30 protein-coding genes, 1 tRNA gene and 1 riboswitch are annotated in these 26898 nt (G+C 60.0%); of the genes, 6 read left to right on the top strand and 25 right to left on the bottom strand.

All coding sequences use genetic code 11. From position 1 onward, the window contains the following. Nucleotides 1-107: 107 nt before the first annotated feature. The 19 genes from ACGYLC_RS02675 to ACGYLC_RS02585 all read right to left on the bottom strand — a co-directional run bounded on the left by ACGYLC_RS02675 (nt 108) and on the right by ACGYLC_RS02585 (nt 14750). Nucleotides 108-1229: a plasmid recombination protein gene (locus tag ACGYLC_RS02675; protein ID WP_394421524.1), complete on the bottom strand. Its 1122-nt coding sequence runs from the start codon at nt 1227-1229 to the stop codon at nt 108-110. Between the two features lie 244 nt (nt 1230-1473). Further along, nucleotides 1474-1680, bottom strand: a complete 207-nt coding sequence (locus tag ACGYLC_RS02670) for a hypothetical protein (RefSeq protein WP_394421522.1) — start codon at nt 1678-1680, stop codon at nt 1474-1476. Nucleotides 1681-1718: 38 nt separating this feature from the next. Beyond that, nucleotides 1719-2081 carry a hypothetical protein gene (locus ACGYLC_RS02665; RefSeq protein ID WP_394421521.1) on the bottom strand — a complete coding sequence of 121 codons (363 nt, stop codon included), beginning with the start codon at nt 2079-2081 and terminating at the stop codon, nt 1719-1721. Beyond that, nucleotides 2078-4630, bottom strand: coding sequence for a hypothetical protein (locus ACGYLC_RS02660; protein ID WP_394421519.1), 2553 nt, complete (start codon nt 4628-4630; stop codon nt 2078-2080). The genes ACGYLC_RS02665 and ACGYLC_RS02660 overlap by 4 nt, the downstream gene beginning before the upstream one ends. Then, nucleotides 4627-6342: a hypothetical protein gene (locus tag ACGYLC_RS02655; protein ID WP_394421517.1), complete on the bottom strand. Its 1716-nt coding sequence runs from the start codon at nt 6340-6342 to the stop codon at nt 4627-4629. Before ACGYLC_RS02655 ends, ACGYLC_RS02660 begins: the two co-directional genes overlap by 4 nt. Before the next feature lie 131 nt (nt 6343-6473). Then, complete coding sequence (locus ACGYLC_RS02650) at nt 6474-6767, bottom strand: hypothetical protein (RefSeq protein ID WP_394421516.1); 294 nt, start codon at nt 6765-6767, stop codon at nt 6474-6476. Next, nucleotides 6764-7054 (bottom strand): hypothetical protein, encoded by a 291-nt coding sequence (locus ACGYLC_RS02645; RefSeq protein WP_394421514.1) that lies wholly within the window; start codon nt 7052-7054, stop codon nt 6764-6766. The genes ACGYLC_RS02650 and ACGYLC_RS02645 overlap by 4 nt, the downstream gene beginning before the upstream one ends. Further along, nucleotides 7051-7497, bottom strand: a complete 447-nt coding sequence (locus tag ACGYLC_RS02640) for a DUF5681 domain-containing protein (RefSeq protein ID WP_394421513.1) — start codon at nt 7495-7497, stop codon at nt 7051-7053. Before ACGYLC_RS02640 ends, ACGYLC_RS02645 begins: the two co-directional genes overlap by 4 nt. Before the next feature lie 186 nt (nt 7498-7683). Next, complete coding sequence (locus tag ACGYLC_RS02635; RefSeq protein WP_394421511.1) at nt 7684-8862, bottom strand: AAA family ATPase; 1179 nt, start codon at nt 8860-8862, stop codon at nt 7684-7686. Continuing rightward, nucleotides 8862-9257 carry a hypothetical protein gene (locus ACGYLC_RS02630; RefSeq protein ID WP_394421510.1) on the bottom strand — a complete coding sequence of 132 codons (396 nt, stop codon included), beginning with the start codon at nt 9255-9257 and terminating at the stop codon, nt 8862-8864. The genes ACGYLC_RS02635 and ACGYLC_RS02630 overlap by 1 nt, the downstream gene beginning before the upstream one ends. Next, nucleotides 9254-9475, bottom strand: coding sequence for a hypothetical protein (locus ACGYLC_RS02625; protein WP_394421508.1), 222 nt, complete (start codon nt 9473-9475; stop codon nt 9254-9256). The genes ACGYLC_RS02630 and ACGYLC_RS02625 overlap by 4 nt, the downstream gene beginning before the upstream one ends. Before the next feature lie 100 nt (nt 9476-9575). Beyond that, nucleotides 9576-9914, bottom strand: coding sequence for a hypothetical protein (locus ACGYLC_RS02620; protein ID WP_394421507.1), 339 nt, complete (start codon nt 9912-9914; stop codon nt 9576-9578). A 121-nt stretch (nt 9915-10035) separates the two neighbouring features. Further along, complete coding sequence (locus tag ACGYLC_RS02615; protein WP_394421505.1) at nt 10036-10233, bottom strand: helix-turn-helix transcriptional regulator; 198 nt, start codon at nt 10231-10233, stop codon at nt 10036-10038. Nucleotides 10234-10355: 122 nt separating this feature from the next. Continuing rightward, a complete protein-coding gene (locus ACGYLC_RS02610; RefSeq protein WP_394421503.1) occupies nt 10356-11003 on the bottom strand; it encodes a hypothetical protein in 648 nt (215 codons plus the stop codon). Between the two features lie 159 nt (nt 11004-11162). Beyond that, the gene (locus tag ACGYLC_RS02605; protein WP_394421502.1) at nt 11163-11345 is read right to left on the bottom strand and encodes a helix-turn-helix transcriptional regulator; all 183 of its coding nucleotides are present in this window, start codon (nt 11343-11345) and stop codon (nt 11163-11165) included. 73 nt (nt 11346-11418) lie between these two features. Further along, a complete protein-coding gene (locus ACGYLC_RS02600; protein ID WP_394421500.1) occupies nt 11419-12618 on the bottom strand; it encodes a tyrosine-type recombinase/integrase in 1200 nt (399 codons plus the stop codon). Between the two features lie 242 nt (nt 12619-12860). Next, nucleotides 12861-13256 carry a PleD family two-component system response regulator gene (locus tag ACGYLC_RS02595; RefSeq protein ID WP_394398467.1) on the bottom strand — a complete coding sequence of 132 codons (396 nt, stop codon included), beginning with the start codon at nt 13254-13256 and terminating at the stop codon, nt 12861-12863. 74 nt (nt 13257-13330) lie between these two features. Continuing rightward, the gene (locus ACGYLC_RS02590; RefSeq protein WP_394398465.1) at nt 13331-13510 is read right to left on the bottom strand and encodes a hypothetical protein; all 180 of its coding nucleotides are present in this window, start codon (nt 13508-13510) and stop codon (nt 13331-13333) included. A gap of 118 nt (nt 13511-13628) precedes the next feature. Then, complete coding sequence (locus ACGYLC_RS02585; protein ID WP_394421820.1) at nt 13629-14750, bottom strand: NAD(P)/FAD-dependent oxidoreductase; 1122 nt, start codon at nt 14748-14750, stop codon at nt 13629-13631. 210 nt (nt 14751-14960) lie between these two features. Between ACGYLC_RS02585 and ACGYLC_RS02580 the strand changes: the two genes are divergently transcribed. From ACGYLC_RS02580 to ACGYLC_RS02565, 4 genes are read left to right on the top strand one after another with little or no spacing between them, the layout of a single operon-like run. Beyond that, on the top strand, nt 14961-16052 hold the full coding sequence (locus ACGYLC_RS02580; RefSeq protein ID WP_394421498.1) for an ABC transporter ATP-binding protein: 1092 nt from the start codon (nt 14961-14963) through the stop codon (nt 16050-16052). Between the two features lie 59 nt (nt 16053-16111). After that, a complete protein-coding gene (locus ACGYLC_RS02575) occupies nt 16112-17155 on the top strand; it encodes an ABC transporter substrate-binding protein (protein WP_394421496.1) in 1044 nt (347 codons plus the stop codon). Nucleotides 17156-17215: 60 nt separating this feature from the next. After that, entirely contained in the window at nt 17216-18445 is a 1230-nt protein-coding gene (locus ACGYLC_RS02570; RefSeq protein ID WP_394421494.1) for an ABC transporter permease, read from the top strand. Nucleotides 18446-18449: 4 nt separating this feature from the next. Next, on the top strand, nt 18450-19298 hold the full coding sequence (locus tag ACGYLC_RS02565) for an ABC transporter permease (RefSeq protein WP_394421492.1): 849 nt from the start codon (nt 18450-18452) through the stop codon (nt 19296-19298). 60 nt (nt 19299-19358) lie between these two features. Here ACGYLC_RS02565 and ACGYLC_RS02560 read toward each other — a convergent pair. Beyond that, nucleotides 19359-19434, bottom strand: a tRNA-Lys gene (locus ACGYLC_RS02560). A gap of 104 nt (nt 19435-19538) precedes the next feature. On the opposite strand from ACGYLC_RS02560, the gene dapF reads away from it, so the two are divergent. Together dapF and mtaB are read left to right on the top strand one after the other, a co-directional pair. Further along, a complete protein-coding gene (dapF, locus tag ACGYLC_RS02555) occupies nt 19539-20372 on the top strand; it encodes a diaminopimelate epimerase (RefSeq protein ID WP_394421819.1) in 834 nt (277 codons plus the stop codon). Continuing rightward, nucleotides 20369-21622, top strand: a complete 1254-nt coding sequence (gene mtaB, locus ACGYLC_RS02550; protein ID WP_394421490.1) for a tRNA (N(6)-L-threonylcarbamoyladenosine(37)-C(2))-methylthiotransferase MtaB — start codon at nt 20369-20371, stop codon at nt 21620-21622. Before dapF ends, mtaB begins: the two co-directional genes overlap by 4 nt. 272 nt (nt 21623-21894) lie before the next feature. On the opposite strand, the gene ACGYLC_RS02545 is transcribed toward mtaB, so the two are convergent. The 5 genes from ACGYLC_RS02545 to ACGYLC_RS02525 all read right to left on the bottom strand — a co-directional run bounded on the left by ACGYLC_RS02545 (nt 21895) and on the right by ACGYLC_RS02525 (nt 26658). Continuing rightward, on the bottom strand, nt 21895-23253 hold the full coding sequence (locus ACGYLC_RS02545; RefSeq protein WP_394421488.1) for a cytochrome c1: 1359 nt from the start codon (nt 23251-23253) through the stop codon (nt 21895-21897). 11 nt (nt 23254-23264) lie between these two features. Continuing rightward, a complete protein-coding gene (petB, locus tag ACGYLC_RS02540) occupies nt 23265-24608 on the bottom strand; it encodes a cytochrome b (protein WP_209219596.1) in 1344 nt (447 codons plus the stop codon). Between the two features lie 15 nt (nt 24609-24623). After that, on the bottom strand, nt 24624-25184 hold the full coding sequence (petA, locus tag ACGYLC_RS02535) for a ubiquinol-cytochrome c reductase iron-sulfur subunit (protein WP_067265776.1): 561 nt from the start codon (nt 25182-25184) through the stop codon (nt 24624-24626). Between the two features lie 190 nt (nt 25185-25374). Further along, entirely contained in the window at nt 25375-25983 is a 609-nt protein-coding gene (locus ACGYLC_RS02530; protein WP_394421487.1) for a glutathione S-transferase, read from the bottom strand. Between the two features lie 60 nt (nt 25984-26043). Continuing rightward, entirely contained in the window at nt 26044-26658 is a 615-nt protein-coding gene (locus tag ACGYLC_RS02525; protein ID WP_394421486.1) for an FMN-binding negative transcriptional regulator, read from the bottom strand. A 58-nt stretch (nt 26659-26716) separates the two neighbouring features. Beyond that, a riboswitch (FMN riboswitch) is annotated at nt 26717-26856 on the top strand. Nucleotides 26857-26898 lie beyond the last annotated feature (42 nt).

The following is a 26898-nucleotide window of genomic DNA, read 5'->3' as shown; positions in this document are numbered from 1 at the left end:
ACCGGAACGAATGAATATACCCACTGATTATGGCGAAAGATACCCGCCAAAAATGCCTGCCTTGACAACAAGCTTCACGGTTTTTTGGGCGGTGATCAAGGTCGGCTTTATGGTTCCATACCGTCCAGTAGGTCTTTGCCATCGTCCGCGATATCCGGTTGCAGTTCATTGCGTCGGAACAGGTCACGGAAGCGGCGCAGCCCCGCTTTCATCTCATCGCGCATATCGGCAAGGGACATGACCAGAGGCCCAAGGGTGCGCCATACAGGACGCAGGAGGGCCGCGTGCGTGGCGTCTGTAACCTTTGGCCTGCCATCCTCCCCGCGCGTGACTGTGCCCTCCCTGATAGCCTCCACAGCCGCTTTGATGCCTTCGACCTGTGCTGTAGCTTCCTTCTCTCGCAGCTCGACTGCCGCCTCCCTCTCTTTAAGCGATGCTTCCCGCTCCGCCTGCTGGGCCTCAACGGCACGGCTGGCTGTGACAAGCATCCGGTGCTTTTCCTCCAACTGCGCTGTTTTCTCAGATAACCGACGTTCATACGTGGCAAGCGTTCTGACATTTGCCTCTGTCAGCTTTTCCTTGGCACGCATCTTTGCAATGCGGCCTTGGAGCTTTTCGACCTCTGCCGCCTTTTCGCTGATTTCCTTAGGCAGGTCAGTGTGCAACTGCTCCACCGAACGATGAACCGTTTTAGAGCGCGGCTCGCCATCGGCTATCCTTTGGGCCTTTGGCTTGCCCCTTACAATCTGCGGGGCAAATTCTGCGATAGCTTGGGCGGCAACATCCTGCACACGCTTTGCCATGGTTGGGGTCAGCACCTTTGACAGGGGGCGACCATCTGCCCGAATGGCCGGCATCTGTCCGTGGGCGTGGGGTGCCGTCTCATCTCGGTGCGCCACAAGACCCGTTACCTCGGCCCCTAGAAGGGTCGCCACCGCCTTGGATACCGCCTCATACGCCGCGTCCTGCTGGTCTCTAGGCAGGGCTTCGAAGATTGGCTGTGCGGCCTTCCCAAAGGTGATGATGAAGCAGCTTGCTACAGCGGCGTCTTTCTTCATGGCACGCTGTGTCGGACGATTGGCGCGGTTGGCCAGACAGACCTGCCGCAACGTCGAAGGCAAGGCCGGGGTCATGATTGTGGAGTTCTCGGACAGCCGTTCTTGATCAACGTATCCCGGAATTTGCCCCATGCGCAGGTCATGGTAACGCGCAGACTTTGCGCGTCCCATTGAGCGATGCTCGATCCTAACTGAAATTGCGAAACTCTTTTCTTCCATGAACGGAAGATACGGGAAGACTCTGAAAATCGGTTTACCAAAACTGATTGGCCTGCCGTGTCGGATCGCGCGAGCGGGAACCTACTAGCCATAACCTCCCTGACGGGCTGTTATGTCTCTCCGGCGAAGGAGCGCTCCGCCCCCTTTCGAAACCCCAGGTTAGATGATCATTATTTTTTGATTACCGCAAACTTTCCTAACCTTTACCAACCCTTCGCTGGATGATGCCGGGTTCGTCGCGCTCTGCATCGCGCAGCTTGCGGGCGTCATGGATTTCATCACGGCGCAGGCCAATGTCGGCGGCAGTAGCGGGTTTAATACCGTTGTCACCGCCAACGGTTTTAGGCTTGCCGTCTTTGGCGACTTCACCACGGTCCTGCGCCGCGTCGTACTCTTCCGCCAACCGCATTTCAGCGCGGGCGCGGATTGCCAGCGCGTGATTTACGCCTCATTCACATCGGGCAAGGGTTCGCCGCTCTCAGCCTGTTTTTGGGATGACACTTGGAAGAGCAGTTTAATCGGCCCTTCGATATCCGTCTCCACTTCGAAAGACAGCGTCCTAACCACCAAGGCATAAAGCCACAGCTCAGCATCAGGGCTATTCGTTTCTTTGAACCTCTCCGACGCATCAGCAATCTGACTGCAATAGCTGACATATGCGTCAGGGCTGTGCGGCGGGGGTATTTCATTGAGGTATTTCCCGAACAGGCTGCACCTCGCCTTCGTAGCTCGCGAGGGCATCAGGTGACGGAGGGTTTCCGAAGCCTCAGCCTCGGAAAACACATCTGACGACCACTGCATCATTCCGTTCCCATTGCTGCGGCTGTTCCGGCGAAGTAGGGCGCAAGACGGCTGCTTTGTTTCGGCGTTAGCTTCACGCTGCCGGGATCGACCAGCAAGAGGCGGAACAGCTCAGGGTCCGACACCGCATCGATAAGCAGCTTCTCAGCTTTGTCGTTCTGTAGGTTTCCTAGAATGCCCTTCATGCGGTTGGACGCCATGTTGGCCGTCTGGATCGAGGCCCCACTGCTGCCCCCGCCCATCTTGGCCCCCTGCTTTGCCGCGATGACCCTTGCCGCCATTTCAATCAGCCGGTTTGGGGAGCGCGGTGACAGCCCGCCGATATCTGGAGCAGCCTTGCGGCCCTCTCGCAGTTTCCGCAGCTCGTTACCGATAATCTTGATGCGGTTCAGGTCCGCATTTGGCAGAGCTGCCCGCAGGATCGCAGCCGTTTCCGGTGTATCCAGAAGACGCAGCATCGCCTCACCGTTGAGGCCGTTGGCATCGGTGCTTTTGCGGATCACGTAATCAGCAAAAGAGCCTTTAAGGCCATCCATAGCCTTCCCAGACGGGTCCTTTCGCGCGGTGGCGACAAGTTCACGCGCCGCGACCGACGGCCTCTTTGCCTTGAATACCGTATCAATTGCTGTCTCCGAAGGCCCCTGAGTGAATGCTGCTGTAATCGACTTGGCGGGACTGTTTGCATCTTGCAAGGCGCGAGCACCCCGGTCTGCTGCGTTTGACGCTCGTGTTTGCGTTCTAATTGCTTCATCAAGTGTATCACGCAGGTAGGGAAAGCGCTGCAACATTTCTCCATTGTCGCGCATGAAGGACAGCGCGCCACGCTGGTTAAACGTCCCGTCAGCACCGAAGGCGGAACGATTGAAAAGACCAGTAACGAAGTCCTCCATTTGACTGTCCGCTGAGCTGCCTGTCGCCTTCTGGATATCATCAGCACCCACTGCGCCGGTCGCGCCGCCCCGGCCAAGGGAGCGATTGAGCGTCAAGCCGGGGTCAATCGACCGGCCCCCATCAATGCTACGTTTCAAAAGCTTGCCTACAACCCCCTGGCTGAAGACTTCGTGCATTTCGGCTGAGAAGGCGCGGGCGTTGTCGATGGCCTTGCCCGCGTCTGTTACGCCTGCACCTGCGCCAAGGTCGTCCAGCACGGCGTCCGCAACCTCATCAGCGATACGGGCCATGTTGCGCTGCTGGTCGTTGCCGCTACGCGCAGAACGGGCGACCTCGCGCAACTTGCTGTAGAGGCCGTGCATCTCGCCAACGGTTTCGAACTCGTCAAAGCCATTGTTGGCACTGGGGCCGAGCAATTCTTGAACCACACGCGGGATATCATCCCTCTGTGCCTTCGGAGTTTGTGCAATCAGGGCCTGCGCCTTCTGTCGGGCTGCTGTAGTGCCTACTCTGGTGTCTCGCGGCACTCTGGCCCACAAATCCGCTTCTTGCACTCTAGCGGCGCTCTCAGCGGCTTTGATCTTTTCCGACACCTCTTGGCTGTTGATCATCTCGCTGTTCTTGACCGTGGGCCGCAGGGCACCGTCTGTCGCACGGTCCACCATGCTGACGATTTTATCCCGCCATGTCTTCCGGCGCTCATTGAAGAATGCTTGTGCGTCCGCAGGGTCCCCGCCCATGCTGCGAATGTTCTGTGCTGCAACCTGTTTGCCCTGATCAGTCTGCTGCTCGATCCGCGCCCGCAGGTTAGGGTCGCGGCGCATGGCCTCCTGTTCCAATCCTAGAAGGTTCTGGTCGCCGGTCTGTTGTGCCGGTGTAAGACCAATTTCGGTAGGGCCAACGCGCCGTGCCAACTCTGCCGCCCGCTCTGGCCCGCCTGCCAGTTCCTGCAACCGCTGACGTGCAACCTCCTTGCCGCCAGCGTTGGTGTAAGGCATGGCAGCGGTCTTCACTGCGCTTGTCAGCTTTCGCGCACCAATTGCGCTAGGTGTAGACCGAACCGCGCCGGGGATAGCCCCCACGCCCGCACCGCCTGCGATAGCCGCCGTCTGCTGCACCCATTCAGGCGCGCCCGCATCCTCGGCCAGCCCTGCGCCAGCCTGCGCGCCGCCCCCAGCAAACATTTCCGACACTACGCCGCGTGTTGTATTCATTGCTTGCGAGGCGTCGTCAGCGATGCTGCCAAGAAGACCACCTGCGCCGGAGAGGGCCTTTGCAACTGCTCCGCCAATCGGTGCTGCGCCAGCCGCCTCACCTGCGCCGCGTGCGAAGTTCTCCATCAGCGTATCAGGCTCTGTCGTGGCCCGATTGACCCCGATAGCATCCATTCCCGCCTCAATGCCTGTCTTGGCCGAACCAGTGCCTTCTTTGAACGGGTTGAGGGCATGGGGCTTATCGAACGGATTGATCAGGTCGATAATACCGCCCGCGCTGTTGGCAATGCCTTGGTTTAGCTGCCCCATCAGTCCGGAATCATCTTTCGGCCCCAAGGAGGCGGCAATCTCATTCACTGTGGCTTCTTGCTGCTTAGGAGAAAGGCGAAGAAAGGCCTCATCGACTTTTACGCGCCGACCTTCGACGTTGAGGGTGATCTCGCTCATTGCTCAATCCTCCATGTTACGCCGCTACTGGTCTTGTTCCCGCCGTCGCTGCTGCCGAACCTTGTCAGCGCGCCTGTGACCTTCCCGAGAGCCGCGTTCAGCGCCGCCTCCCTGTTGGTCAAAACCTGACGCTGCTGCGGAGAGATTTGCCTGCCAAGCTGTTGCCGAACCGTGCCAAGCTCCTGCGTGAAACTGCGCTCTAGTGCGCCGAGCTTTGACTGCGCATCACTCGCGCCTTGGAAACCCCCGGTTTTCGGCGTCAGGTCTTCAATGTTCTTGAGCAGGAATGCAGGGACGCGTTGTCCGTAGCCCTGCGAGATATCGTTCACGAGGTTTTCCCGCAGAACCGCGAAGTCTGATTGGGTTTGCTGTACGCCGTCATAGGGTGCGTCTACGCCGATGAAGTCAGCCGCCGAGTTGATACCGCCTTTTACCATGCCCTCGAAACCAAATGCATCGCTTGCGTCTGGTCCCTGTCCACCCGGCATCGGTTGAGCGCTTGGCTCTGTCGGTATTGCGCTCGGTGTAGCTTCGCTTCCTGTTTGGAACACGGGGTTCCCAGACGAAAGGTCTACAACTCGCGTTTCCCGCGTGTAGGGGTCTGTAACAGTCTTGTAGACGCCTTCCTTGATACGGATCGCCACGTCACGCGGGATGCCGATACTTTCGAGGCGCGCGATTTCCTGATCGGCTTCGGAAGGCTTTGCGCCGCCTCCCGGCGATCCTGCAACAGGGCCAGCTTGCGGATTGTCCGCATTCCACCAAGCACCATCATGGTAAGCGTAGTTAGGGCCGCTTGGCTTTTCACCTTTAAGGCGGAGATACTCTTTAAACGCCTCCTTGGCGTAGCCATTCTCTGCTGCCTGAACCAAGTAGTCAGGAGCGCCGCTGGCCTTCATAACCTGAGCCGTCCGGTTCTCTCGCTTTTGAGCTTGGGCCTGCTCCTTCGCAGTCTTCGCATCCTCACGCCTGTCGCTCATACGCGTGTGTAGGCCGCGAATTAGTCCGACATTCGGGTTCAGCGACATGCCTGCCAAACCCATCTTGATTTCATCCCGGCGGTTCGCTGTCATGTTTGGGAAAATCTTACCCAATAGCCCGCCTGCTTTTTCCGGCTCCATAGGTGCCTCCAATGTATCGTTTGCGATGCCGCCTAGAAGTGAGAGCGCACCGTCACCTGTTGATATGCTCGATGTTGTTTGCCGCGCGGGCTGCTTGCCAATCGCGCTCATCGCTTGATCCGCGATGGCCTGACTTTCGTCGCCCGGCTTGTGAACGTGGCCGGGTTCGCCGTGATATGCACTGCGCAGCCAGTCCGGGGCATTTGCACCCTTACCATCCGCCCCCCAGACACCGGGGTTACCGAAGCCAACATGCATACGGCCAGCGCCCATGTAGTCGTCGCCAGCGCCCCAGCCGGTAACGCCGCGCTGCTTGCCCCGCTTCACCATCTCCTGAAAAAGAGGCACGTCATCAGGGTTGTTCCAATCTAGCTTGCGGCCTTGGTAGTAGAAGTCCGCGTCTGCCGCATTGCCATGATCGTGCCGTGTCGAGCCAGTACGCGGCCCGCCTGACCCTTTCGGGGCCTGCCCGCCGCTATGCACCTCCATCTCAATGCCCATTTCAGGCAGGAACGACAGTGCATCTACCAGCTTCGAAGAGAGGGGCTGGCTGCGAATTGCAGACTCGTTGTTGTACCGAAGCCAACTCATGCATCCGCCCTCCGGAAGAGCGCGAAAAGGCCCGTCGCCGAAGCCTGTTTACGTTCAATCAATCTTGGCCCTTCCATCTCTGCACCTCTTCACAAAACACGGTATTATAATACCCCATTTCGGCTTTTGCTTCACGGTGTAGACACAGCCTTGGGCATATTTTCTTTGCCAATGTGGCTTCCGTGTTGCGCGACGTAGTCGAGCAGATCACCCATCCGCTCTGATCCAAGTATTGCCACGCGGTCAGCCCCCTCCTGGGGCATGGGGAAAGTGAAGAACGGTGCCTTGTGACCTTGGGCCAAGGCCTCTGCCTCGATTGCTTTTGCAGCTTCGGATGCTGACCAATGGGTCGGCACTGTAGCAAAGACTGTCATCGGCTCAGCAGGCCCGCCCTCTAGCTTTGTGATGCGTCTCTTCAGGGTCATGCCACGAACTCCTTGTGCTCACGCGTCAGGCGGCTCTGCATTTGCTCTAGCGTTTCGCCGTCGTGCTTCGCATGTTCACGCGCTTCGCACTTTGGGTTCAGACAGTAGGCATGAAAGTTCTGCGGCTCTTCAGTCGAGGCGCTTACCTTCACTTGACTAGCATGGCCTTCGCCGCCGTCCTCTGTGACGACCGCCTCAATGCCAACAATGAAGATATGCTCAAGGTTCTCACCGTCGCCTGTCGCTTTCGGGCCTTCCAGTTTCCTTACGCGTCGTTCGATACTCATTTGCTTTCCTCCAATGCCGTAATCCGGCGTTCAATCTCTGTGGTTTCCAATGTGCGGCGGAACTGCTCGACCACCGCCATTACGGATGCGGCTTCCAGCGGGGTTACTTCACCCTCGGCGAGAGCCTTGAGCAAAGAGCGTGCCGCGTTGGCCGCGTCTTCCGCCGTTTCGATATCCGGCAAGTCGAACGATACGGGCGCATCCTTCCGTGCCGGGGCGATCCGGTCGAGACAAAGGCGCAGCGCTGTCACGTCGCCTTCAAGAGCCTTGTCTATGGCTGCCTGTGTTAGCGCCGCCTGCTGTCCTTCCAGCATCGCTTCGATGGCCTGTGTGACCTTATGGCGTGCGCCTCTTGGCCTGCCGGGGTTACCGCTGGCGAAGGTGCCATCCGGGTTCCGTTCATCCGTTTTCGCACCGTTTTTACGGTCGCTCTTCTTACCCATGCGAAGAACCTTTTCTGATTAGTTTCTGCTGTTGAGACAGGTCGGTTTGCTCCACCACCTCGGGGGCACCACCTGCCGCTCCACCACCCCCCTCCCCCCCTTTAGGGGGAGGGGTGGTGGAGCAGTGGTGCAGGGGGGTATTTGCTCCACCTTGCTCCACCTGCTTTTTGGGGGTGGTGGAGCGGTTCATTCGGATGCCCATTCGCCCACCTCCAAACAAGGACGCGGACGTCTGCTTTCGTCATTGACCTGAAGCTTGATGAGCGCCCCAGAATGCAGCCATGCCTCAATCATTTTCTTGATCCGGCGCTTGTCCTTCGTTGCGTCCAGCCCCAGAACATCGGCGACGATTACACCGGCCCAATCCCTGCCAGCCTGATCCGAATAGCGCAGTTGCTTACCCTCAATGGCATGCTGTACGGCCATCAGGTCCTTGCTGGTGAAGCCGTCGAAGGTATCCGGCCACTCCCAAGTTTCAGCCACACCAACGCTCTCTCCGTTCACCAATTCGACAGATACCATGCGCCGCCATGTGCGCTTGCCCACGGGTGCGAGGTTGGACTTGTCGCGGGTCACGGTGAAATAGGTAGTCAGGTCATCGGGCTGAATGCCCGCCTGCTCTCTCTCGTCCGCTGTCATGCGGTTGAGCACCCGGCCAGACCGTGCAGCCGCCAGAAGGGCCGAGCCGCCCCTGCTGTCCTCTGAGGTGGCCTCTACGCCGTTGGTCTTGCGGGTATGGTGAACCAGTTCAATCGCACAATTGCACCGGTCGGCAAGTCGCGCCCACTCTTTGGCTATGAGATCAATGGCGACGTTGTCGTTTTCGCCCGCCTGATGGGAGGACACGAACGGGTCAACGACCATCACATCAATCTGACGTTCTGCGATTTCTCGCGCCAGCTCTTCAATCTGAGGCTTCACGATAACGACGCCCTCGCGAGACGGAACAGCCGTGCAAAGCTCGCGCTCCCGCCCGGTATCAACGAACAAGCGCCCTTCGACCTCATCAGGCTGCACGTCATGGTGCTGCATGGCTGCTGTGATCCGTAGGTTCATCTCGTCGCGCGGGTCTTCGAGGTTGTAGAGCCAAACGTTCAAGCCCTTGGCTGTCCACTCCCCCAGCAGCTCACGCTCAGAGACCATCGCCAGCCCCTCAACGATGGTCAGGGATGACTTACCCACGCCACCGGGCGCAACGGTCACTGCGACCTGCTTGCGCAGAAGGTGCCGCCCATAGACCCATGGGCGACGGGGCAGGCTATTGGGGTCCTGCCAGATGAAAGGCGTCGGCAAGCGGTCGGCTCCGGTCGGGTGTTCCGCCCGGTGCTGATCCAGTTGCACTGCCATTGCTGTGAAATCGCGCATCAAGCTGCCAGCCTCCCTTGCACAAAGTCGAGGAAGGCCGCTTGGCGCTCAAAGGGCATCGCCTCAAAGCTGGCGAGGCAATAGGCCTCCCGCTCATCAGGTGCTGCCATATCGGCCCAGAATGCTGCCTCGTCCATATGGTTGGTTAACGGGGCAATCGGCGCGCCTACGCCGTTGAGCAGGACCGCTTGAGCCACGTCAACAACCTGCTCAGGTGTCAGGGACCGCAGAACGGCCCATGCCATAGCGGCCCGCTCTTGAGGTGTCAGGCGTGCCGTTAGCACCACCGTCAGGCCATGCCATGCGTCAGCGTCAGTTAGCAGCAGCGAATAGCCCACGGTGCGGGCAACACGCTTATAAGCGTCTGGCATGTATTTACTGAGGGTCTTGCTCATCCCGTTACCCCGCGCAGTTTGAACGGGCGGTGGACCTTAGCAGCAGTATCCTTGCCGTGCCGGATTGCTGCATCCCGATCAGTGAAACGATAGAGGCGCGTCTTGATAGGCTTCATGCCATCACTTGGCGTCACCAGCACCACGTCGGAGTAGCGGCCCGACTTGCTCACCGTGTAGTAGCTGGTCGCTGCCGTGGGCAGTTTGGAAACATTGGACATTACACGCCCTCCCCGTAGTGCAAGCCAGCGACAAGGCGGGCTTGGGTTGCGGTCAGGCCGTAAAGGCGTTGCAAGCGGGCAATCTGGATTTTGAGGGCCATTAGCATGCGCCCTCCTTGCTGACCGGCCCCAAGAATTGGACCTTGCCTTGCAGGGTGTAGTACTTGCGACCGTTCGCGAGAGCTTTTGTCTCGGCGTGCAGGCCGTTGTCCTCTTTCAGCCGAAAGATGATATCGCCGATCCGTACAGTCGAAGCACAATACAGTTCGCCGCTCAGTAGCGCATCCACAACTTGGCGCTTGCGCTTATCCAAGACGACCTCAGCGGCCTGACCGTCGGCACCAGTCACCTGATAGCGTGCGCGCTCACGTGCCTCGGGCAGATCACGCACCGAGAGAATCCAGCGCGGTTTCGGTTCGAAGTTAAGTTGGTTAGTCATTTTCCGCGTTCCTTTCAGGATTGAAAGGCGTGCGGCGTTGGGTTATCTTACGTATGTCTTGCCGGACTCACGAAAAGAAATTGCCCTCTGCCTGCATCGCCTTGCGGGTGGGGGTTTTCTTTTAAGCGGCTGTTTTCATTTTCGCGTCGATATAGCGATCCAACTCGGAACGCCGAATGCGGGTCGAACCGCCCATCTTCACGAACTCCAGGTTTCCTGCCTTCCACTCCCTGTAGAGAACGGCGCGGCTTTCACTGGTATATGCAACTGCTTGAGGAATGCTAAGCAAGCGCGGGGAAATGTCTGAGGTTGTCTTCATCTGTTTGTGCCCATCTTATTAGAATGATGGGGACAGATTGCGCAGACAGAAACTTCGCGGAAAACGTCGCGGACTACTGAGAAACCTCGCGGACCGAGGCAAAAGCAACGTTCTCGCGAGGTTTACCTCTGGATGGGCTTTCGTCCAGGCTTACTGCCATCTGGAGGGCCTAGCTCTTTCCAGAGTACTCGAGCAGCGTCTCTTCCTTGACTAAGGTTTCTTGTTCCGAATGCATCGCGCTCTACCGCCGTACAATCCGGATTCTGTCGTATAAACTCTAAAAACGCCTGTTTTGCATCTTCACCCCGAAGGTTCCGGTTTTTGGTTCGCGTCTTCGTTTCTGCGTACGCTCTTCTTATCCTACTTCTGACTTTATCGACTTCAGTTTCTCTGATGACCACAGCGTCTCCGTCGACTGCCAGCAGGGCTTGCGCGACCTGAGGTATAGGGGGCATTGGGCTTCCTGCAAAAACACCGAAGAGGCCTAAATCGATATCGAAATCTTGCCCCAGCCGTTCCGGCATTTCGCGAAGGTGGTCCATTGTAACAGACCAGCTTTCCTCATCTAGAAATAAGAACATCTCATCATGGGCCGTGAAGATGACGTGCTTGGGCACTGCGCACAGGCCGCCTTCCTTTGAGAAGACAAAGAATTCGTCCGTAAGTTCAAGGCCCTGTCGGACACATACGGGATTGTAATCATCGTCCCATTTCTTAGGGAACGGAATTAACAGCGAGTAGAGCGAAACATAGCCTTCAGGGCTGATCATGGCGAAACCTCCTTCAATCTAGACGACGCGATAAGCTCGGCATTACTCTGGTGTATCGAAACGACCCTCAGAAAATTGCTGTCAATTGAAACAAAACCAGCATCTTCCAACCCGTTTCTCAGTAACCCATCAGGTATAAGCGAGAGGGCTTTCTTTGTCTTATTCTCCACAAGAACGCCCCTCAATCCAATCAGTCACGGCGCTCTGACGCCAGCCAATGGCACGAACACCCAACTTGGTAGCTTTCGGGAAATCATCCCGGCCCATCATTCGGTAAATCGTGGACCTGCTGAGACCAGTCACCTCCTGTACGTCCCGGCAGCGCAGAATTTTATCAGTCATTGTTATCTCTTTCTTAAATGAATGATGCCATTCATACCGGCACATGGTTTCTACAAGATTTAAGATACGGGAATTAGGCAATTTTAATCACCTTGCTGGCGTTCTTGCCTGTAACGTGATCCGCCCAACGCGCCATTAGCGGGCGACGGCGCTCCAGTAGGTCTGTCCGGCGATAGGACCGCTTAACCTTGTTGCCATCGACATGCGCCAATGACGTTTCAACAACCACTTCGGGTACGTCGGTGGTTTCTTCGCACCAAGTCTTGAAGCTTGATCGGAACCCATGCGGACGAGCCTCCAACCCCTGCCGCTCCATATGGCGGCTCATCGCTGCATCCGAAATCACTCCTTTCCGAACACCGGGGAACAGGTATCCATCTCGCGCCAGCGGCTTCGCCAGCTCTATTACGGCGAGAGCCTCTTTCGATAGCGGCACTCGAAAATCGGTTACGGCCCCCACCTGCCCTTTCATGTTATCTTCGGGTACGGTCCATACGTCGCCTTCAATTTGATCCAAATGACAAAGGCGAACTCCATATGACCGAACCGTTGTCAGGATCAGCAGGCGCAATGCAAGATGGGTGGGCGTCTGCTCAGCAAGGCTCTTGTAAAAGGCTGGCACCTCTGGCCAAGGCATATAGGGAATGTTCTTCGCCTTGTGACGCGACTTCCCCAGAAGCGCTTTCGCCTTCATGATTGCCTGAAGATCCACATTGAGGCCCATCGCCGCTGCATGCTCAAGCGTGATATTCAGCCGGTTCATGGCTTTGCGGGCGGTGTCCGCTTTCTCATGCCAGATGGGTTCCAATGCGTTCTTGATATCCTGCTGATCAATTTCCTCGACGGGAACCTTGCCGATTTTCGGAAGCACATGCAGTTCGAGCGGGGAGAACCAGCGCCCGGCCTTACCATCACCCTTGAGCTGAGACTTGCGAGCCTCGAATGCCTCTAGCGCAACCGATGATAGGGTGTGCTCATCCCTAGCAGCCAAACGCTTTAGCCGGTCACGCTCTTTAATCGGGTCTTTGCCCTCTCGGACCACCGCCCGCCACTTCTCTGCCGCGGCTCTCGCTTCTTTCAAAGAAACAGCCTGAAGGTTGCCAATGCCCATCTCACGCCGACGTCCGTGAACTGTAACGCGCAGTACCCACTGAGCGCCGCCATCTTCACGCTTTACCAGCCAAAGCCCTCCCCCGTCTGAGTACTTGCCGGGAGGGGCCGTTCTGACCTTGGCCGAAGAAAGCTTGTTCAATGCCGCCAATTTTCTATCCACCTATCAATCCACCCCTACATATAGCATGGCATGGCATCGGATGAAACAGGCTGAGACAACCAAATACATTAAAAACAGAGACTTGGTTAATTATCGAAACAGGATGACACTAGATGAGACGTCAGTTCAATGCCTCTCCTGGGCACCATATTCCCCGACAGATGATTGACTGTAGATCAGGCCTTAAACGGCCCCGACGCCCTACCCCTCGGGGCGCTGCGAGCCGCCGGTCTCGCACGGCCCTATTGGACGCGGACACCCGCATTTTGCAGGCAAAGCTGTAGCCGCGTGGCAAGCTCGGCCAAGCTGAAAGGCTTTTTCAGACAATCGCTTGCCCCCGCCGCCAAAGCGCGGCGCAGCAGATCGGCGTCTTTCCGGGTCGAGATCATGACGACCGGGATGCCCCGATAGAACGGCAAACCCCTGACCTGGCTACAAAACTCAAGCCCATCCATCGCGGGCATCATGAAATCGGTGATGATCACATCCGTCGCGATCCGCTCCTTCGCCAGCACGGCCAGAGCTTGGGCGGGGCAGCCATAATCCGCCACGCAGGAAAACCCGACCTCAGCGAGGGAGGCTTGAATGAACTGACGCGCAATTTCAGAATCGTCGATAACGATAGCATTCCAGTTCATCGCATTTCGCCCTACACTTAAAGTCACGCCCCGAGGGTCACCGTATGGCGCGAGACTTAACATGACGTGAACGCTTAAATGCGTCTGCCGACGAACATCGCGGAGTCGGAACGCACGCAGGCGATCTCACCCCTTTGCCAGATAAGCTCCCCCTGCGCGGTCGCGTATTTGCCCATGCTGACGCAGGCGGTGATCGGGGTGATTTCGGTAACGGCTTGGGCGGCGTCGAAACTGTTGCTGAACTGAATGGACATGGCTTGTGCTCCTGAGTTGACTTGCCTCAACCTTCACACATCTCACCGCGCAATGCCTGCTGGCGTCGGGATAAGCGCCCTATTCTTAGGTATAGAGCGCCTCTCCCTCGGGCTGCGGTTAATGCCTATTCAGCAGCTTTTGGTACTTCGATACGAAGAGATGCGCGCCCTTCATCTTTTGCGTTGCCCAATCGCCCGCGGTGAAGAGCATCAAAAAGCTATTGCCGCGCATCGGCCCCAAGGGCAGGAGAAGTGGCGCCTCCGCGCCCCACGGGCGATAGGTTTTCATATCCGCCAGCTTGCGGCCCGTGATCAGCCCGGTGAGGGTCTTTCTCAGCCAAGGCAACTGGCGACTGACCGCGACGATGGTCATGTTGTCCCCGGGGTCTGCCACATCCCCCGCGGCAAAGACATTGGGCAAGGTCGAGGGGCGCAGATAGCCGTCGGTCTTGATCCGCTCCGCGGCGGTGACCTCGACCCCCGGCAGGGTCTTCAACAACTCAGAGGCGGCGCGCGCACCCAAAACGGGGAAGATCAGGTCGAAACTCCGCGCCGCCCCGCCATCGAGGGTGAGGCTGCCCGCGTGCGGCTCTGTCATGGAGGCAAGCCCTTCGGCCTTCTTGCCGAGGATCAGCTCCACCCCGGCGCGTTTCAGCTTCCTGCTCAGCGAGGCACCAAGGCTGTCGGGCTTTCCGGCAAAAAGCTTGTCGTCTTTGGTGATCAGGGTGATCTTTTTGTCGGGCATGGCATGGGCGATCTCACCGGCTAGCTCGACCCCGACAGCGCCTGCACCGATGATGCCCACGGTCTTGGCCGCCAGCAGCTTCTCTCGCGTCTCTTGGTTCGCGGCCCGCAGCCCGTCGATATCTGCGCCCTTTGGTTTGAACGGCGTCGCATAGTCCGAGCCGGTGGCGACGACGATGTAATCCGCCTCGACCCGCGTCCCGTCCTTCAGCGTGACACCATTGCCATCCACTCCAGTCGCCCGCGCCGCGACGACACGGCCCCGCTTCAACAAACGGTCATAGGGGATCAGCGATTGCTCGACCAAACTGGGCTGCACCACGGCGCGGATCATCGCGGAGGCATGTACGAAATGACTGCGCGGCTCGATCAAGGTGACCTCGGCAATCTCGTCCATCGCCTTGGCCAGTTCGGCCCCCAGATAGCCGCCCCCTACGATTGCGATACGCTTGCCCATGGGGGTCTCTCCTTTTGGTCGGTTTCGCCTGTCGGACAGTCTGCCCGCGTGGTCAGGTATCTACATAGGTGCCCTCTCACCAATTTCTTGCAGAACGTGGCGAAAGCCGCCGATCTTGCCGTCACAGGGGGCTAGATGCTCACGCGATAAGCGCGGGGAAGGGCGCGATTCTCTTAAACGGTGCAACATATTGTTTAGAATCATCGCACCTGCTTAACTCCCCCAAGCGACAGGGAGAGCCGCGACACAATGAAAGACACCAAAGCAGAGACTTTTCTGCGTTTCGATAACGTCAAGAAGAGCTACGATCAGGAAAATCTCGTCGTCAAAGGTTTCGACATGGATGTGCAGGAGGGGGAGTTCATCACCCTTCTTGGCCCCTCCGGCTCGGGCAAGACCACCGTGTTGATGATGCTGGCGGGGTTTGAGAGCGTTACCTCCGGCGATATCGCCATCAATGGCCGGTCGATCAACAAGACCGCGCCGAACAAGCGCAACATCGGCATGGTGTTCCAGAACTACGCGCTGTTTCCGCATATGACTGTCGCCGAAAACCTCGCCTATCCGCTGAGCGTGCGCAAAATGCCCAAGGCCGACATCAAGGACCGGGTGGCCGAGTATCTCTCGCTGGTGGAGCTTTCGGCCTTTGGCGACCGTCGCCCCGGGCAGCTTTCGGGCGGGCAACGGCAACGCGTGGCGCTGGCCCGTGCGATGATCTTCCAGCCGACGCTCATTCTCATGGACGAGCCTCTTGGCGCGCTCGACAAGAACCTGCGCGAGCAGATGCAGTTCGAGATCACCCGCCTGCACAAGCAGATCGGCTTTACCGTGATCTACGTCACCCACGACCAGACCGAGGCGCTGTCGATGTCCGACCGGATCGCCGTCTTCAACGACGGTGTGGTGCAGCAATGCGCCCCGCCCGCGGAATTGTACGAGCGCCCGGTGAATGCCTTCGTGGCCGAGTTCATCGGCGAGAACAATTTCGTGCAGGGCCGTGTCACCCGGATCGAAGGGGAGATCGCCAAGGTCGAGACAGACACCGGCACCATCACCACACAGACCTCCGAAGGGCTGACGGAAGGCGCGCAATGCCGCGTCTCGATCCGGCCCGAGAAACTGTTCATTCACTCCACGACCCATGCGCATGACAACGCGCTGACGGCGACCTTTGTCACGCGCATCTACGTGGGCGATTTCATCCGATATTATTTCCGCCTGCCGGACGGCACCGACATTATCGTCAAAGTGCTCAACGACCTGTCCGCACCCGAGTTCGACGAGGGCGCGACGGCGCAGCTGTTGTCCCTGACGAAAGACTGCATCGCCTTTGCCAATTAAGGGCGACCGGGGGCAAACCGGGGCCCCGCATAAAACCTGGGCATGACAAGGAGAGACCGATGAAAAAGCATTTGAGTTATCTGGCCACTGCGGCGCTGATCGCCAGCCCCGCCTTGGCCGAGGATCTGACGGTAACGTCCTTTGGCGGGGCTTATGGCGCCGCGCAGATGGAGCATATGATCCAGCCCTATATGGACAAATCCGGCACCAACATCCTGTTCGAAGACTACGGCGGCGGCGTGGCCGAAATGAAGGCGCAGGTCGAGGCGGGCAACATCCTGTGGGATGTCGTCGACATCGAAGTGATCGACCTCGAACGCGCCTGTGCCGAGGGCTATCTGGAAGTGATCGACCAATCGGTTCTGCCCGATGGCGACGATGGCACCCCGGCGGCGGATGACTTCATCGATGACGCGCTGGCCAATGAATGCGGCGTGGGCAATATCGTCTGGTCCGTCGTCTTTGCCGTGAACACCGAGAACGGCGAAGGCCCGAAAACCATCGAAGATTTCTTTGATACCGAGACGTTCCCCGGCAAACGTGGTCTGCGCAAGCGGCCTCAGGTCAACATGGAATGGGCGCTGCTGGCCGATGGCGTCGCCCCGGAAGAGGTCTATGAGGTGCTGGCCACCGAAGAGGGGCAGAAGCGCGCCTTTGCCAAGCTCGACACCATCAAGGACGACATCACTTGGTACGATAGCTGGTCGCAGGCCCCCGTGCTGCTGAACGACGGCGGAGCGACCATGGTGCAATCCGCCAATGGCCGCATCTTCGCCGCGATCAAGGACGATGGCGCGCCCTTCGAGATCGTCTGGGACAGCCACATCTATGACCTCGACGTTTGGGCCATCATGAAAGGCACCGAGAAGAAAGAAGAGGCGATGGAGTTCATCAAATTCGCCACTGGCACCGTGCCGCTCTCGGGCATGCAGGACGTGGCCTATGGCCCGACCCGTGCCTCTGCCCAAGCGCTGCTGCCCGAGGACGTAAAGCAAGATCTGCCCACCGCGCATCTTGACGAAGGCGTCAAGGCCGATGGCATCTTCTGGGCCGACTATGGCGAGACGTTGGGCGAGAAGTTCAACGAATGGCTGCTGCAATAAGCACCCTGCTCCGCGCCTGACCGGGCGCGGGGCACCCAACCCCTATAGAAGAGTAACCGCGTGTCCAGCCTCACTTCCCAAGACGCCGCCAACGCCCGTCGCCAAATGCGCAGGCGCCGCCTGCAGGCGTTTCTTTTCGTGGTGCCGCTGCTGCTCTTCATCCTTTTCGCCTTTGTCGCCCCGATCACCACGATGCTGTTTCGCAGCGTCTACAACCCTACCGTGGCTGAACTGGTGCCCGAGACGCTGACCCTGTTGGAGGACTGGGAGGGCGAGACCCTGCCCGATGCGGCGGTCATCACCCAAATGGCTATCGACATGAAGCGCATGGCAAACAACCGCACCTCCGGCAGGTTCGCAGATGAGATCAACCGCGCCTTGCCCGGCATGTCGAGCGTCATCAAATCCACCGCCCGGGGCCTGCGCCGGGCCGAGGATGCCGAGCTTGCCGCCGATGGCGCGCAGATGCTGCTGGAGGAAAACGAGCGCTGGTCCCGGCCCGCCACCTGGCGCGCGATCCGCAGCGCGGGGCAGGTCTATACCTCAAGCTACTACCTCACCGCCGTCGATATGGAATACGACGCCGAAGGGGAGATCGTCCTACGCGACACGCAAATTTACAAACAGCTCTATACCAAGACACTGAAGATGGCGTTGGTGATCACCGGGCTGACAATGCTGCTGGGCTATCCGCTGGCCTTTTACATGTCGCAGGCCAGCCCCGCGACGGCGAACTTCCTGATGGTCTTTGTCCTGCTGCCCTTCTGGACCTCGCTTCTGGTGCGCACCACCGCCTGGATCGCGCTTCTACAGGCCGGGGGCGTGGTAAACTCCTCGCTGCTCTGGGCGGGGCTGATCAATGAGCCGATCGAGCTGCTCTACAACGAGTTCTCCACCATCCTCGCCATGACCCATATCCTGCTGCCCTTCATGGTGCTGCCGCTCTACGCGGTGATGCGCGGGATCGATTCGAGCTTCATGCGCGCGGCGATCTCCATGGGGTCGAACCCGATTGGCGCGTGGTACAAGATCTACCTGCCGATGAGCCTGCCGGGCCTGTCGGCCGGGGCGCTCTTGGTCTTCATCATCTCGGTCGGCTACTACATCACGCCCGCACTGGTGGGCGGCACCGACGGGCAGATGATCTCGAACATCATCGCCTTCCACATGCAGGTGTCGAACAACTGGGAGCTGGCGGCGGCCTTGGGCTCGCTCCTGCTGATCCTGATCCTCGTTCTCTACTGGCTGTTCGACCGTTTCGTCGGCACCGACAACCTCAAGCTGGGATGACGCCATGAGCCAACTGCCCGACTATTACACGATCTGGCACAAGGCGGGGCACTACGGCCTGCGCATCATGGCCGCGCTGGTGCTGATCTTCCTGATGCTGCCGATCCTCGTGATCATGCCGCTGTCGTTCAACGCAGAGCCCTTCTTTACCTTCACCCAAGAGATGCTTTCGCTCGATCCGGACGCCTATTCGACCCGCTGGTATCACGAGATCGTCGATGACCAGAAATGGCGCATCGCGATTCGCAACTCCTTCCTTATCGGCATTGCCGCGGCCAGCATTGCCACGGTGCTGGGCACGCTGGCGGCGGTCGGCCTCGCCTCGCCCTGGATGCCGTTCAAACGGGTGATCACGGCGCTGCTGCTCTCGCCAATGATCGTGCCGCTGATCATCATCGCGGCGGGCATGTTCTTCTTCTACACGCAGTTCAACCTCGTGGGCACCTTCACCGGGCTGATCATCGCCCATGCCGCGCTTGGCGTGCCGTTTGTCATCATCACCGTCACCGCGACGCTCAGCGGCTTCGACCGTTCGCTCTTCGTGGCGGGGCTGAGCCTCGGTGCCTCGCCGATCAAGGTGTTCTGGGACGTGGTGATTCCGCTCATTCGCCCCGGCGTGATCTCGGGCGGGCTCTTTGCCTTCGTCACCTCCTTCGACGAGGTGGTGCTGGTGCTCTTCCTCGCCGGTCCCGAGCAGCGCACGATTCCGCGGCAGATGTTCTCGGGCCTGCGCGAGCAGATTAACCCGACGATTCTGGCGGTGGCGACGCTTCTGGTCGTGCTCTCGGCGACGATGCTTTTTGTGCTCGAAGCGCTGCGGCGGCGCTCGGCCCGGTTGCGCGGCCAGGAATGACCGAAACCGCCCCCCGGCGGCACCAAACACCTGATCCATAATCATTTAAAGGGGGGTGAGTGGTGAGCCGTGATGGGTTCGAACCATCGACCTACTGATTAAAAGTCAGTTGCTCTACCAACTGAGCTAACGGCCCACTAGGCGGGTAACTAGAAATTACGGGCGGCAGGGTCAAGCCCTTAATTACGAAAATATTGCGAGATGCTGGATTAGTTTTCATGCCGGGGTTATATGCGCCGAATGTACAGCGATCAGACCCCCGGACTGCCCTTCATGAAGATGCATGGGCTTGGCAACGACTTCGTCGTGCTCGACGCACGCGCGGAGGAAATCAACGTGACCCCGGCGATGGCACAGGCCATCGGGCACCGGCAATTTGGCGTGGGATTCGATCAGCTTGCGGTGATCACGCACGGCACGGGCGACGCGCATCTGACCTTTTACAACTCCGACGGCTCGCTCTCCGCCGCCTGCGGCAACGCCACCCGCTGCATCGCGCGCTATCTGATGGACGACACGGGCCGCGATTCGCTGCATCTGACCACCGCGCGCGGCGATCTGGCGGCGAAAGACGCCGGGGGCGGCCTGACCTCGGTCAACATGGGCCACCCGCAGCTGAAGTGGGACGAGGTGCCACTGGCGCGCGAGATGGACACGCTGCATCTGCCGCTCGACGGCGACCCGACCGCCACCGGCATGGGCAACCCGCATTGCACCTTCTTCGTTGCGGATGCGGAGGCGGTGGACCTTGCCGACCTCGGCCCCCGCGCCGAGCATGATCCGCTCTACCCTGAGCGGACCAACGTGCAAGTCGCGCAGATTGTCGGCCCGGATCACATCCGTATGCGCGTTTGGGAGCGTGGCGTCGGCGTGACGCTGGCCTCGGGCTCCTCCTCCTGCGCCACCGCCGTGGCAGCCGCGCGCCGGGGCCTCACGGGCCGTGCCGTGCGCATCGATCTCGACGGCGGCACGCTGCATATCGACTGGCGCGAGGACGGCGTCTGGATGACCGGGCCGACGATGCATGTCTTCTCCGGCAGCCTCACCCCCGAGTTCTTGGAGAGCCTGACATGAGCGCCCCGATCTTCAGCACCATGGGCTGCCGCCTGAACGCCTATGAAACCGAGGCGATGAAGGAACTCGCCGAACAGGCCGGCCTCGAGAACGCCGTGGTGGTCAACACCTGCGCGGTCACTGCCGAGGCGGTGCGCAAAGCGCGTCAGGACATCCGAAAACTCCGCAAGGCGCATCCCGGGGCGCGGCTCATCGTCACCGGCTGCGCGGCCCAGACTGAGCCCGAAACCTTTAACGCCATGCCCGAAGTCGATGCCGTGATCGGCAACACCGAGAAGATGCAGGGCGCGACATGGCAGGGCATGGCCGCAGATTTCATCGGCGAGACCGAGAGCGTGCAGGTCGACGACATCATGTCGGTGACCGAGACGGCAGGCCATCTGATCGACGGTTTCGGCAGCCGCAGCCGCGCCTATGTGCAGGTCCAGAACGGCTGCGACCACCGCTGCACCTTCTGCATTATCCCCTATGGCCGGGGAAATTCGCGTTCGGTGCCCGCGGGCGTCGTGGTGGACCAGATCAAGCGGCTGGTGGACAAGGGTTTCAACGAGGTGGTGCTGACCGGGGTCGACCTGACCTCTTGGGGCGCGGACCTCCCAGCGACACCGAAGCTCGGCGATCTGGTGATGCGCATCCTGAAGCTGGTGCCCGACCTGCCGCGGCTGCGGATCTCCTCCATCGATTCGATCGAGGTGGACGAGAACCTGATGCAGGCCATCGCCACCGAGCCGCGCCTGATGCCGCATCTGCACCTGTCGTTGCAGCATGGCGATGACATGATCCTCAAGCGCATGAAACGCCGGCACCTGCGCGATGATGCGATCCGCTTTGCCCAAGAGGCCCGCGCGCTGCGCCCCGACATGACCTTCGGCGCCGACATCATTGCCGGTTTCCCGACCGAGACCGAGGCAATGTTCGACAATTCGCTGAAACTGGTCGAGGAATGCGACCTGACCTGGCTGCATGTCTTCCCCTACTCCGCCCGCCCCGGCACACCCGCGGCGCGGATGCCCGCGGTGAACGGTGCTGCGATCAAGGAGCGTGCCGCACGGCTGCGCGCCGCTGGCGAACGGCAGGTGCAACGGCATCTGAAGGCGCAGGTGGGGCAAACGCACGATGTGCTGATGGAGAATCCGCACATGGGGCGCACGACGCAGTTCACCGAGGTGAGTTTTGCCGCGCCACAGGTTGATGGCGACATCGTGCGCGCCGAGATCACCGGGATTTCCGGCGCGCAGCTGACCGCCTGAGAGCAAACTCAGTAGCGCGCAAAGGACAACGCCCTCTCTAGGGGGGCGATCGGACGAGGCTATCTGCCAACCGTCCGCCACACCCGAAACGATCCTGCATTCTGCAACTTTTCAAATCGCCCGCCGGAGGGAGAGAGGGCGATGCCCGCTGTGCCACCGGGCGAAGCCTGTCGAGAGGTTTTAGGCCAAATGGCCGCCGTCACTTCGCATGGTCAGAAAAAAGGGCGCCGGTTTCCCGACGCCCTTCGCATGTCTCAAAGGCCGTGGCCCGATCAGTCGTCCTTGCGGCGGTTTTTGACCGGCGCCCAGAGCTTTTTGTTGGTCAGATAGAGCAGCACCGAGAGCAGACCCAGCAGAACAACCCCGGCAAAGCCAGCCTGTTTGCGTGCGCCCAGCTTCGGCTCGGCAGTCCACATCAGGAAAGCAGAGACATCTTCGGCCATGTGCTGCACGTCATTGGCATGCTCATCCGCGAACTCGACCAGCCCATCGGAAAGCGGAGGCGCCATGGCGATCCAGCCGCCCGGGAAAACCGTGTTCTCATAAAGAACCGTGCCCGCCTGCTCTTTCTCTTCGCCGGTGTAGCCGGCCAGAAGTGCTGTGATATACTCCGGCCCGCCGATCCCTTTGAGGAACTGGTTGATGCCCAGACCGTAGGGGCCATGGAACGCGGCGCGCTTCTTGGCCATCAGCGACAGGTCCGGTGCATTCGGCAGGTTGGAGCCGGGGAAGTGATCGACCGGGGTGCCGGGGCGGGTGTCGTCCAGCTCGGCGTCATAGACGTCATAGCCCTTGGCGTATTCGATCACCTGCTCTTCGGGCATGTTCGGACCGCTTTCGTCCGCCAATGTCCGCATCGCGACATATTCCAGACCGTGGCAGGCTGCGCAGACCTCGGTATAGATCTGCAGACCGCGCTGAAGCTGGTTTACGTCGTAACCGCCGAAGGGGCCATCGAAGGAAAAGTCGATGTCGTCGATATGCGGTGTGGCGTGGGAATCCCCCCCGTCACCGTCTTCATCCGCGTGATCGTCGGCATGGTCGTCCGTGCCGTGATCATCGGTTTCCATCACACCGACGTTGGGGTCATCGCCATGCGCTTGCCCGTCGACTTCATCCTCTGCGATGACTTCGTTTTCGGCGTTTTCCTCGGCGGTCGACTGTACTTCGTCCGTGGCATCGACCTCTTCGGCGGGCGCTTCTGTGTCAGCCGCATCCTCGGCGGCAGTCTCTTCGGCCGGAGCCTCTTCCGCTGCCGCTGCGTCTTCCGCGGGTGCCTCTTCGGTGGTCACCTCGTCAGCCGGGGCGTCTTCGGCCGCAGCCTCTTCAGCAGGCGCTTCTTCAGTCGCGGCGTCCTCGGCAGGAGCTGCCGCGACTGCCGGTTCCTCTGCCGGGGCCGCTTCGGCCTCGGGTTCGGCGTCCGTCGCGTCAGCTTCAGCCGGTGCTGCCTCGGCGGGTGCTTCTTCCGCTGCCGGTTCTTCGGCAGGCGCGGTTTCCGCGTCGACCTCCGGCGTTTCCGCCGGAGTGGTCAGCAGTTCTTCTTCCGTCGCCGTGTCCTGTGCCAACACTGCCGTTCCCGGCAGGGCGAGGCCCAGAGTGACCACGGCAGAAAGGAGGTTGGTCTTCATCATGGTCATGATCCTTATTCCGCCGGGTTCACAAGCGTCTTGGTGCCGCCTGCCTTGGGCGCATAATGCGCATCAAAGTCGGCTTCGATGGTTTCAGGCTGCGCCAAGGGCTTCTCGATCACGCCCAAGAGGGGCAGGATGACGAGGAAATAGGCGAACCAATAGGTTGCTGCGATCAGCGAGAAGGTCGCATAGGGCTCCTCCGCGGGCATCGCACCCAGCCACATCAGGGCGAAGAAGTCGATCACCAAGAGGGCGAACCACCATTTGAACATCGGACGATACCGGCCCGAGCGGACCGAGGAGGTGTCGAGCCACGGCACCAGCGCCATGACCGCGATCGCCCCGAACATCGCCAGCACGCCAAAGAACTTGGCGTCGATGATGCCACCAGTCACGAAGGACGCGATTTGCACGACCCAAACCTCGGAAGTGAAGGCCCGCAGGATCGCGTAGAAGGGCAGGAAGTACCATTCCGGCACGATATGTGCAGGTGTCGCCAGCGCGTTGGCTTCGATGTAGTTGTCCGGGTGGCCCAGATAGTTCGGCATGAAGCCCACAACGGCGAAGAACAACGTCAGGATCACAGCCAGCGCAAAGAGGTCCTTGATCACGAAGTAGGGCCAGAAAGGCAGCGTGTCTTTCTTGGCGTCCTCTTTCGAGGTGCGGCGCACTTCGACCCCGGTGGGGTTGTTGTTGCCGGTGGTGTGGAAGGCCCAGATGTGCAGCACCACGAGGCCCGCGATCACGAAGGGCAGCAGATAGTGCAGCGAGAAGAAGCGGTTCAGCGTCGCGTTGTCCACGGCAGGCCCGCCCAAGAGGAAGGTCTGAAGACCCTCGCCCACAAAGGGGATCGCGCCAAAGAGGCCGGTGATCACGGTCGCGCCCCAGAAGGACATCTGACCCCAAGGCAGAACGTAGCCCATGAAGCCGGTGGCCATCATCAGCAGGTAGATCAACATGCCGATGATCCATGTGATCTCACGCGGGGCCTTGTAAGACCCGTAGTAGAGACCACGGAAGATGTGGGCATAGACAGCGATAAAGAACAGCGACGCGCCGTTCATATGCAGGTAGCGGATCATATAGCCGCCGTTCACGTCACGCATGATGTGCTCGACCGAGGCGAAGGCCAGATCGACATGCGGCGTGTAGTGCATCACCAGAACGATGCCAGTGATGATTTGCAGTGCCAGACAGAAGGTCAGCACGATCCCCCAGATCCACATCCAGTTCAGGTTCTTGGGCGTGGGGATCATCAATGTGTCGTACAACAGGCCAACGATGGGAAGGCGGCGGTGCAGCCACTTTTCGCCGTTCGAATTCGGCTCGTAATGGTCGTGAGGAATTCCAGACATCTCTCTTCCGCTCCCTTAACCCAGTTTGATCGTGGACTCATCCACGAATTCGGCGACAGGCACCGGCAAGTTGCGCGGCGCCGGCCCTTTACGGATGCGGCCCGCCGTATCGTAGTGCGACCCGTGACAGGGGCAGAACCAGCCGCCAAAGTCACCCGCATCACCCAAGGGCACGCAGCCAAGGTGCGTGCAGACGCCCATCTGAACCAGCCACTCGCCGTTTTCGTCCAAGGCGCGGTTGGCGTCCGTGGCGGGCACGTCGCCGCCAAGGTTGGCGTTCTGCGCGATGGGGTCCGGCAGGCTGGACACGTCGACAGCGCTTGCCTCTTCGATCTCGGCCTCGGTGCGGCGGCGAATGAACACCGGCTTGCCCAGCCATTTCACGGTCAGCTGCGTCCCGACTTCGACGCCGGACACATCCACGCGAATGGACGACAGCGCCTTTACGTCGGCAGAGGGGTTCATCTGGTTGACCAGCGGCCAGACGGCGGCACCAACGGCGACGGCACCTGTACCGGCTGTCGCGTAATACAGGAAATCCCTCCGGGTGCCTGCGTGTTCTTCTGCTTGGGACACGGGTTTACTCCAATTCTTGGCCAAATCTGGCCGTCAGACATAGGGGTGGCGTCACCTTGCCACCTGACTTCTCGCCGCTATCTACCGGGATGGACCGCGCCCGTCCAGATGTCAAAGCCGCGCATCTTGGATCAACCGCGCCACAACGCGGCAAAAATACCGCGATTGTGGCAATATCATTACGGCGCGCTTACTGCGGCGGCGTGGTATGGGTCATCGCGGGGCGCGAATCAAAGGCGTCGAACCATGCCGCCAGATCGGGATTCCCGGCACGCCAATCCCGCGCGCCATGGCGGAAATCGACATATCCCAAGGCGCAGCCAAGTGCGATTTGCCCCATGTCCAAAGGCCCGGCCAGATGCGCAGCCCATTGATTGTTAAGCGTCTTACAGGCGCGTTCGACCTTGCCCCACTGGCCCTCGACCCACTCAGACATGCGTTTGTCTTCGGGGCGCAGCTTGCCTTCGTAGACCATGGCGAGCGCGGCATCGAGGATGCCATCCGCCGTGGCTTCCAGCGTCAAAGTGTCCCACCTGCTTGCACCCTGGGGGTAAAGCCCCGCTCCGGCGCGGTCATCCAGATAGGCGCAGATTACCCGGCTGTCATAGAGCGTGCAGCCGTCTGGCCGCTCCAACGCGGGCACTTTGGTCAGCGGGTTGCGCGCGGCAAAGCCCTCGGCCGGGGCCAGCGGCGTGCCCGATGTCGGCTCCAGCGCGACATCGTCAAGCTGGCCGGTCTCATGCAGCAGCACCATGACCTTGCGGACATAGGGCGAGGTTGCAGAATAAAATAGTTTCACGTGAAGTCCCCCCTTGGTTGTCCGCACTATTCAACGGCGCCGCGCCGGACGCAACGGCGATCACACCCCGCGCATCAGGGCGGCCATCACCGCCGGATCCGTGCCGAATCCATGTGCCGCCATCTGATCCGCCGCCGCGAGACGCACGGCCGCATCCTTGTTCTGGCCCAGCTTCCATGTGCCGTCGACCCCGGTGACGCGAAGGTGACAAGGCACGATCATCCGAAGCATCTTGTCCCGCGCCTCGGGGGTCATCTTGTCCATCTTCCATGGGGTCTTCGGGGCCAGCCGCGCCTCATATATCGCCGATTGCCGCGCCAGCAGATCCGGCAGTTCCTCTGCCGGGCGCATTACCAGCGTGCCGGCCAGATGCACGGCCACATAGTTCCATGTCGGCACCTGATCCTCGATCCCGTACCAATCCGGCGAGACATAGCTATCGGCCCCCGTCACCGCCAAACGCACCGGCTGCGGGGTTTTCAGCGCCCGCGCGATGGGGTTCGAGCGCACCAGATGCAACTCGGCCAAATCCCCGGCGTCGTTCAGGATGAAGGGCACATGCGCCATCAACGGCCCCTCAGCCCCGTTGATCGCCAAGACGCCAAAACCGGTGTCACGGGCAAAGGCAAGGTTCCGGTCGCGGCCCTCTTTGCGGTAGATCGGATTGGGGTGCATGGTGTCTCCTATGCGTTTGTTTTGGTATTGCAGAGCCTTGTGCAACTTGGCAACCTGACATCATTCTCAGGGCGGGGCGAAATTCCCCACCGGCGGTAAGCGGTCCCCGCAAGCCCGCGAGCGGCCTTTTCGAAGGTGTCAGCAGATCTGGTGCAATTCCAGAGCCGACGGTCACAGTCCGGATGAAAGAGAATGCGAACAAGGACGGGGGCGAAGCCCCGGTCGTTGCGCGTGATCGCC

The sequence above is a fragment of the Sulfitobacter sp. 1A12157 genome (assembly GCF_043557345.1).
Taxonomy (GTDB): domain Bacteria; phylum Pseudomonadota; class Alphaproteobacteria; order Rhodobacterales; family Rhodobacteraceae; genus Sulfitobacter.
Note: the sequence above shows the minus strand (reverse complement) of the source record. Positions and strands in the feature narration are given on the sequence as shown.

Bases quoted from the DNA above. Each gene is read 5' to 3' on its own strand.
- ACGYLC_RS02675 (WP_394421524.1), bottom strand. From the start codon at position 1,229: ATGGGACGCGCAAAGTCTGCGCGTTACCATGACCTGCGCATGGGGCAA.
- ACGYLC_RS02665 (WP_394421521.1), bottom strand. From the start codon at position 2,081: ATGATGCAGTGGTCGTCAGATGTGTTTTCCGAGGCTGAGGCTTCGGAA.
- ACGYLC_RS02660 (WP_394421519.1), bottom strand. From the start codon at position 4,630: ATGAGCGAGATCACCCTCAACGTCGAAGGTCGGCGCGTAAAAGTCGAT.
- ACGYLC_RS02655 (WP_394421517.1), bottom strand. From the start codon at position 6,342: ATGAGTTGGCTTCGGTACAACAACGAGTCTGCAATTCGCAGCCAGCCC.
- ACGYLC_RS02650 (WP_394421516.1), bottom strand. From the start codon at position 6,767: ATGACCCTGAAGAGACGCATCACAAAGCTAGAGGGCGGGCCTGCTGAG.
- ACGYLC_RS02645 (WP_394421514.1), bottom strand. From the start codon at position 7,054: ATGAGTATCGAACGACGCGTAAGGAAACTGGAAGGCCCGAAAGCGACA.
- ACGYLC_RS02640 (WP_394421513.1), bottom strand. From the start codon at position 7,497: ATGGGTAAGAAGAGCGACCGTAAAAACGGTGCGAAAACGGATGAACGG.
- ACGYLC_RS02635 (WP_394421511.1), bottom strand. From the start codon at position 8,862: ATGCGCGATTTCACAGCAATGGCAGTGCAACTGGATCAGCACCGGGCG.
- ACGYLC_RS02630 (WP_394421510.1), bottom strand. From the start codon at position 9,257: ATGAGCAAGACCCTCAGTAAATACATGCCAGACGCTTATAAGCGTGTT.
- ACGYLC_RS02625 (WP_394421508.1), bottom strand. From the start codon at position 9,475: ATGTCCAATGTTTCCAAACTGCCCACGGCAGCGACCAGCTACTACACG.
- ACGYLC_RS02620 (WP_394421507.1), bottom strand. From the start codon at position 9,914: ATGACTAACCAACTTAACTTCGAACCGAAACCGCGCTGGATTCTCTCG.
- ACGYLC_RS02615 (WP_394421505.1), bottom strand. From the start codon at position 10,233: ATGAAGACAACCTCAGACATTTCCCCGCGCTTGCTTAGCATTCCTCAA.
- ACGYLC_RS02610 (WP_394421503.1), bottom strand. From the start codon at position 11,003: ATGATCAGCCCTGAAGGCTATGTTTCGCTCTACTCGCTGTTAATTCCG.
- ACGYLC_RS02605 (WP_394421502.1), bottom strand. From the start codon at position 11,345: ATGACTGATAAAATTCTGCGCTGCCGGGACGTACAGGAGGTGACTGGT.
- ACGYLC_RS02595 (WP_394398467.1), bottom strand. From the start codon at position 13,256: ATGAACTGGAATGCTATCGTTATCGACGATTCTGAAATTGCGCGTCAG.
- ACGYLC_RS02590 (WP_394398465.1), bottom strand. From the start codon at position 13,510: ATGTCCATTCAGTTCAGCAACAGTTTCGACGCCGCCCAAGCCGTTACC.
- ACGYLC_RS02580 (WP_394421498.1), top strand. From the start codon at position 14,961: ATGAAAGACACCAAAGCAGAGACTTTTCTGCGTTTCGATAACGTCAAG.
- ACGYLC_RS02575 (WP_394421496.1), top strand. From the start codon at position 16,112: ATGAAAAAGCATTTGAGTTATCTGGCCACTGCGGCGCTGATCGCCAGC.
- ACGYLC_RS02565 (WP_394421492.1), top strand. From the start codon at position 18,450: ATGAGCCAACTGCCCGACTATTACACGATCTGGCACAAGGCGGGGCAC.
- dapF (WP_394421819.1), top strand. From the start codon at position 19,539: ATGTACAGCGATCAGACCCCCGGACTGCCCTTCATGAAGATGCATGGG.
- mtaB (WP_394421490.1), top strand. From the start codon at position 20,369: ATGAGCGCCCCGATCTTCAGCACCATGGGCTGCCGCCTGAACGCCTAT.
- ACGYLC_RS02545 (WP_394421488.1), bottom strand. From the start codon at position 23,253: ATGATGAAGACCAACCTCCTTTCTGCCGTGGTCACTCTGGGCCTCGCC.
- petB (WP_209219596.1), bottom strand. From the start codon at position 24,608: ATGTCTGGAATTCCTCACGACCATTACGAGCCGAATTCGAACGGCGAA.
- ACGYLC_RS02525 (WP_394421486.1), bottom strand. From the start codon at position 26,658: ATGCACCCCAATCCGATCTACCGCAAAGAGGGCCGCGACCGGAACCTT.